Annotated in this window: 12 protein-coding genes; all 12 read right to left on the bottom strand. The window is 53.9% G+C overall.

The features are described from left to right. The coding region (gene rpl5, locus VAE48_RS15845; RefSeq protein ID WP_322794308.1) for a large ribosomal subunit protein uL5 at positions 1-360 on the bottom strand (360 nt) is incomplete at its 3' end. 19 nt (positions 361-379) lie between these two features. Beyond that, positions 380-715, bottom strand: a complete 336-nt coding sequence (gene rplX / locus VAE48_RS15840; protein WP_416181065.1) for a 50S ribosomal protein L24 — start codon at positions 713-715, stop codon at positions 380-382. A gap of 23 nt (positions 716-738) precedes the next feature. Beyond that, the gene (gene rplN / locus VAE48_RS15835) at positions 739-1,110 is read right to left on the bottom strand and encodes a 50S ribosomal protein L14 (RefSeq protein ID WP_061915299.1); all 372 of its coding nucleotides are present in this window, start codon (positions 1,108-1,110) and stop codon (positions 739-741) included. 3 nt (positions 1,111-1,113) lie between these two features. Beyond that, positions 1,114-1,395, bottom strand: coding sequence for a 30S ribosomal protein S17 (gene rpsQ, locus VAE48_RS15830; RefSeq protein WP_322794307.1), 282 nt, complete (start codon positions 1,393-1,395; stop codon positions 1,114-1,116). Then, positions 1,392-1,604, bottom strand: a complete 213-nt coding sequence (gene rpmC / locus VAE48_RS15825; protein ID WP_322794306.1) for a 50S ribosomal protein L29 — start codon at positions 1,602-1,604, stop codon at positions 1,392-1,394. The genes rpsQ and rpmC overlap by 4 nt, the downstream gene beginning before the upstream one ends. After that, positions 1,601-2,032 carry a 50S ribosomal protein L16 gene (gene rplP / locus VAE48_RS15820; RefSeq protein WP_322794305.1) on the bottom strand — a complete coding sequence of 144 codons (432 nt, stop codon included), beginning with the start codon at positions 2,030-2,032 and terminating at the stop codon, positions 1,601-1,603. The genes rpmC and rplP overlap by 4 nt, the downstream gene beginning before the upstream one ends. A gap of 47 nt (positions 2,033-2,079) precedes the next feature. Further along, a complete protein-coding gene (gene rpsC / locus VAE48_RS15815) occupies positions 2,080-2,757 on the bottom strand; it encodes a 30S ribosomal protein S3 (protein ID WP_322794304.1) in 678 nt (225 codons plus the stop codon). A 64-nt stretch (positions 2,758-2,821) separates the two neighbouring features. Continuing rightward, positions 2,822-3,163: a 50S ribosomal protein L22 gene (gene rplV / locus VAE48_RS15810; RefSeq protein WP_322794303.1), complete on the bottom strand. Its 342-nt coding sequence runs from the start codon at positions 3,161-3,163 to the stop codon at positions 2,822-2,824. A 6-nt stretch (positions 3,164-3,169) separates the two neighbouring features. Continuing rightward, a complete protein-coding gene (gene rpsS, locus VAE48_RS15805) occupies positions 3,170-3,445 on the bottom strand; it encodes a 30S ribosomal protein S19 (RefSeq protein WP_322794302.1) in 276 nt (91 codons plus the stop codon). Positions 3,446-3,492: 47 nt separating this feature from the next. Then, positions 3,493-4,329: a 50S ribosomal protein L2 gene (gene rplB / locus VAE48_RS15800; RefSeq protein WP_322794301.1), complete on the bottom strand. Its 837-nt coding sequence runs from the start codon at positions 4,327-4,329 to the stop codon at positions 3,493-3,495. Next, positions 4,329-4,631: a 50S ribosomal protein L23 gene (rplW, locus tag VAE48_RS15795; protein WP_322794300.1), complete on the bottom strand. Its 303-nt coding sequence runs from the start codon at positions 4,629-4,631 to the stop codon at positions 4,329-4,331. Before rplW ends, rplB begins: the two co-directional genes overlap by 1 nt. Positions 4,632-4,644: 13 nt before the next feature. Next, on the bottom strand, positions 4,645-5,168 hold a 524-nt coding region (gene rplD, locus VAE48_RS15790), incomplete at its 5' end, for a 50S ribosomal protein L4 (RefSeq protein WP_322794299.1).

Genomic DNA, 5,168 nt, shown 5'->3' with positions numbered 1-5,168 from the left:
CTCTGCCGAAACACCGCGAAAATCACGCACCCGAGGAAGCACAATGTTCATCAAACGGTCGAGGAATGACCACATCCGCTCCCCGCGCAGAGTAACCATTGTGCCGATGGCGCGCCCTTCGCGTAGTTTGAAAGCCGCAATGCTCTTGCGCGCTTTGGTGATCACCGGTTTCTGGCCGGTAATTTTTGCCAGGTCGCTGCTGGCGGCTTCCAGCGCTTTCGGATTATCCAGCGCTTCACCCAGGCCAATGTTGACGACCACTTTGGTAATACGCGGTACCTGCATGACATTGTGAAGATCAAGTTCCTTCATCAATGCCGGCACCACTTCGTTTTGATATTTTTCCTTCAATATGTTCATTGACTCGCTCCCCGATGGCTTATTCGTCTATGGCGGCGTTGCATTTTTTGCAAACCCGCAATGATTTGCCATCTTCGCCGCGGGAAATTCCCACCCGCGTGGCTTTGCCACACTTTGGGCAAACCAGCATAACGTTGGAAAGATCAATCGGTGCCTCAAAGCGGATTTTACCGGGCGAAATGTTGCGCCCCTGAGTTTGCACCTGACGCTGATGTTTGGTGCGCAGGTTGACTCCCTGCACCACCACCCGGTTTTCCTTGGGTAACACCCGAATGATTTCGCCGCGTTTTCCTTTATCTTCAAAGCGGCCGTTAATCACTTCGACCGTATCCCCTTTACGTATCTTCATCTTCATGGCTTCGCTCCTGTTTCCTTGCATTAGATCACTTCCGGCGCAAGCGAAACGATCTTCATAAAGCCTTTTTCACGCAATTCGCGAGCCACAGGGCCAAAAATACGGGTGCCTTTGGGGTTCTGGCCATCGTTATCCAGAATGACCGCCGCATTATCATCAAAGCGGATGGTTGAACCATCTTCGCGGCGCCATTCTTTGGCACAACGTACAATCACTGCTTTGACAATATCGCTCTTCTTGACCGAGCCCTGCGGTGAAGCGGATTTCACCGTGGCAACCACAATATCACCCACACGCCCATAGCGCCGGGTTGAGCCACCCATCACATGGATGACCAGTAGCTCGCGTGCGCCCGTGTTATCGGCAACTTTTAATCGGGTTTCGTGCTGAATCATCCTTTACGCTCCTTCCTCCGCGGGCAGTTCCTGCATCGGCTGCCCCTGGCGTTTGAGGATGGACTGAACCACCCAGCGTTTATCACGCGAAAGCGGTCTGCTTTCCACTACCAGCACTTCATCTCCAATTTCACATCCCAATTCGTCGTGTGCTTTCAGCTTCATGGAAGCATGAACCACTTTTTTGTAAAGCGGATGCTGGTAGGTGCGGGTCACTTTTACGACCACAGTTTTCTGCATTTTATTACTGGTAACAACACCGGTTAAACGTCGCCGTGTGTTCATTTTCCACCTTCCCGCTGTTGAGAAAGTTCCCGCTCGCGCAGAATGGTCATATAGCGCGCAATCAAGCGGCGGGTTTGCTTAAGCCGGCTGGTATCCGTAAGCTGACCGGTAACAATTTGAAAGCGCAAATTCATCAGTTCCTGACGCGCATCCGCCAGTTTGGCTTTCAATTCTTCAGTGGACATCAGGCGAATCTGTTCGGTTTTCATCCTACTTCTCCTGTCACCGATTCATGACGAGCAACCACCTTCGTCTTGATCGCAAACTTGTAAGAAGCCTGACGCAAAGCCTGCACCGCTACATCAGCGGGAAGACCGCCCAGCTCGAACATGATTCTTCCCGGGCGGACAACCGCCACCCAGTACTCAACCCCACCTTTACCTTTACCCATACGCGTTTCCGGCGGTTTCTGGGTATAGGGTTTATCGGGGAAAATCCGAATCCACACTTTTCCTCGGCGGCGCATCGAGCGCACGAGAGCACGACGGGCAGCCTCAATTTGCCGGGCGGTGACCCAACCGGGTTCAAGTGCCTGCAGGCCGAACTCACCGTAGATCAGTTCCGCTCCGCGCAGGGCTTTCCCCCTCATGCGTCCACGTTGCTGCTTGCGCCATTTGACACGTTTTGGCATCAACATAATTGCTTACCTCTCTTCATTCCGTCTGGGTTCAACCCAGCGCAGGATTACTCGCTGATATAGACACCCTCGGTGACTTCCGCTTTTTCCTCTTCACTGGGCAGGACTTCACCCTTGTAAATCCAAACCTTGACACCAATCTGTCCGTAGGTTGTCAGCGCTTCCGCACGGGCAAAGTCAATATCCGCGCGAATGGTTTGCAGAGGCACTCGTCCTTCACGCAGCCAGACGCTGCGCGCCATTTCAGCACCACTCAAACGACCAGCCACCTCGATTTTGATTCCCTGTGCGCCCTGGCGCATTGCTTGCTGCAAGGCACGCTTCATCGCACGGCGGTAAGCCACACGCCGTTCAATTTGACTGGCAATGTTCTGCGCAACCAGATAGGCGTCACAATCAGGCAGTTTGATCTCTTTGATTTCCAGATCAATCTTTTTCTTGGTCAGGGCTTCCAGATCCTGGCGGATTTTCTTGACGGTTTCACCTTTGCGTCCAATCAGGATGCCGGGTTTTGCCGTATGAACAATCACCTTGACCTTGCCGGGGAAACGCTCAATTTCGACCTTCGAAATCGCTGCCCGATCGGCATCCGCAAAGATCATTTTGCGAATTTCAAAGTCCTGATGCAACTGCTCAGTGTATTCACTGCCATCAGCGTACCAGCGACCTTCCCACGGTTGGTGGACGCCCAGACGAAATCCAATTGGATGAACTTTTCGACCCATAACTTCTCCTGGTTTCTGCTTGCCGGATGCCCTTTCTGTTCAGGCAAACCGGACGAAAATCATCTTATTCACGCTCCCGTAAAACAACGGTTACGTGCGAAGCGCGTTTGAGGATCGGTTTGAACCGACCGCGCGCACCAAACCGACGCCATTTGCGCGTTGGGGCCTCATCCGCAACAATTTGATACACAAACAGGTTGTTGCGATCAATCCCAAAATTTTCTTCCGCGTTGGCAACCGCTGAAGCCAGCAGTTTGCGGACAGGTGCCGCTGCGCCTTTGTTGACGAACTTGAGCGTATCCAGCGCTTCTACTGCCGGGCGCCCGCGCACCAGGTCAATCACCAGCCGCACTTTCTGGGCGGAAACCGGACAATAACTTAACTTGGCTCGAATATCGTTTGCCATTGCAACTTACCTCTTGGAGGATTTTTCCGCCACATGCCCGCGAAAATGGCGGGTAGGGGCAAACTCACCCAGCCGGTGCCCCACCATGTTCTCGGTGATGTAAATCGGTACATGCCGGCGGCCATCATGGACGGCAACGGTGTGCCCCACCATTTGGGGAAAGATGACGCTTGCCCTGCTCCAGGTACGAATGACTTTCTTTTCGCCGCGGGCATTCATCATTTCAATTTTTTTCAGTAGTTTTGGGGCTACAAACGGGCCCTTTTTCAATGAACGTGACATATCTCGTCCCTCTTTCTCGGTGTTACCAATCCATCAAACCACACCGCTTAGCGTTTGGCCACACTGCGGCGGCGAACAATGTATTTATCCGTCGTCTTGTTGCGGCGGGTTTTGTAACCACGAGTGGGTTTACCCCACGGACTCTTCGGGCCGGGCATACCCACTGGCTGACGACCTTCACCACCACCATGCGGGTGATCGCGCGGCGACATCGCGGTTCCACGCACCGCAGGGCGGATACCCATATGACGCTTGCGCCCGGCTTTACCCAGTTTGATATTGCCGTGGTCAAGGTTGCCAACCTGTCCAATGGTTGCGTAACACACCTGACGCACCAGCCGCACCTCACCGGAAGGCAGGCGGATCTGGGCAAAATCACCTTCCTTTGCAAGCAGCTGTGCTGCAGTGCCCGCCGAACGCACCAGCTGCCCGCCTCGCCCCGGATAGAGTTCGATATTGTGAATCATGGTACCCACCGGAATATTAGAGATGGGCAGGCTGTTGCCTGGGCGGATATCCACACCCGGACCCGCCACAACCGTATCGCCAACCTTCAACCCCACCGGGGAAATGATGTAGCGTTTTTCGCCATCCGCATAGACCAGCAGCGCAAGGCGCGCGGTACGATTGGGATCATACTCAATGGCTGCCACTTTGGCAGGCACATTCAACTTGTTCCGTTTGAAGTCCACCAGACGGATATAGCGGCGGTTACCGCCACCCTGGTGGCGAACCGTCACCCGTCCCTGATTGTTGCGACCGGAGTGTTTTTTGCGAACCACCAGCAGCGAACGCTCCGGCACAGTCCGGGTGATCTCCTCAAAACTATAGCCGGTCATGCCACGCAGACCGGGAGTTACCGGTTTATAAATCTTAATCGCCATTATTCAACCCCTTCAAAGATCGGAATTCTGTCTTCGGGCGCCAGGGTGACAACGGCTTTTTTGTAAGCCGGGTTACGCACCACAACGCGTCGGCTGCGCGCCCGGCGGGTGCGCTTGGCGGGTACATTGATGATATTGACCCGCAACACCTTCACGTCAAAAATCTGCTCGACCGCATCCTTCACCATGGATTTGGTGGCATTTTCAGCCACTTCAAACACATACTGGTGCAAGCGATTGACCTGATAATTGGTCTTTTCGGTCACCAACGGGCGGCGGAGTACTTCATAAATCGTCGTCATTTGAACCTCCTACCTATCCCAAATAGCTCTTGATCACATCCAGCGCCGCCAGCGGCATAACGACCTTGTCGAACTTGAATAGGTCACGGATGTTAAGATAAGAAGCCATTAAAATTTTAGTTTCCGGAAGATTCACCGTCGAAAGGATCACATTCTCGTAGGAATCCTTTTGCGGGATCACCACCAGCGCGCTGGCATCTCCCACCAGCGTGTTCAAAACCTTTGCCATCAGGCGGGTTTTCGGTTCCGACACTGCCAGTTCATCCACCAGGACAATCGAGGATTCAGCAGCTTTAACCGAAAGCGCTGAGCGCAAGGCTGCCCGACGCATCTTCCGGGGCATTGAAAGTGTGTAGGCATGCGGATGCGGAGTGTGAATACGTCCGCCGCCTTTCCATTGCGCTGCCCGAATGGAACCCTGCCGCGCCCGTCCAGTACCTTTTTGGCGCCATGGTTTTCGACCACCACCGGCCACCTCATTGCGGGTTTTGGTATCATGAGTTCCCAGTCGCGCATTCGCCATCTGGCGTACATACG

The sequence above is a fragment of the Bellilinea sp. genome, from assembly GCF_034432615.1.
In the GTDB taxonomy this organism is placed as follows: domain Bacteria; phylum Chloroflexota; class Anaerolineae; order Anaerolineales; family Anaerolineaceae; genus Bellilinea.
Note: the sequence above shows the minus strand (reverse complement) of the source record. Positions and strands in the feature narration are given on the sequence as shown.

What these genes read in the sequence shown, in the direction of transcription:
- rplX (WP_416181065.1), bottom strand. Translation starts at nt 715, where the DNA reads ATGAAGATGAAGATACGTAAAGGGGATACGGTCGAAGTGATTAACGGC.
- rplN (WP_061915299.1), bottom strand. Translation starts at nt 1,110, where the DNA reads ATGATTCAGCACGAAACCCGATTAAAAGTTGCCGATAACACGGGCGCA.
- rpsQ (WP_322794307.1), bottom strand. Translation starts at nt 1,395, where the DNA reads ATGAACACACGGCGACGTTTAACCGGTGTTGTTACCAGTAATAAAATG.
- rpmC (WP_322794306.1), bottom strand. Translation starts at nt 1,604, where the DNA reads ATGAAAACCGAACAGATTCGCCTGATGTCCACTGAAGAATTGAAAGCC.
- rplP (WP_322794305.1), bottom strand. Translation starts at nt 2,032, where the DNA reads ATGTTGATGCCAAAACGTGTCAAATGGCGCAAGCAGCAACGTGGACGC.
- rpsC (WP_322794304.1), bottom strand. Translation starts at nt 2,757, where the DNA reads ATGGGTCGAAAAGTTCATCCAATTGGATTTCGTCTGGGCGTCCACCAA.
- rplV (WP_322794303.1), bottom strand. Translation starts at nt 3,163, where the DNA reads ATGGCAAACGATATTCGAGCCAAGTTAAGTTATTGTCCGGTTTCCGCC.
- rpsS (WP_322794302.1), bottom strand. Translation starts at nt 3,445, where the DNA reads ATGTCACGTTCATTGAAAAAGGGCCCGTTTGTAGCCCCAAAACTACTG.
- rplB (WP_322794301.1), bottom strand. Translation starts at nt 4,329, where the DNA reads ATGGCGATTAAGATTTATAAACCGGTAACTCCCGGTCTGCGTGGCATG.
- rplW (WP_322794300.1), bottom strand. Translation starts at nt 4,631, where the DNA reads ATGACGACGATTTATGAAGTACTCCGCCGCCCGTTGGTGACCGAAAAG.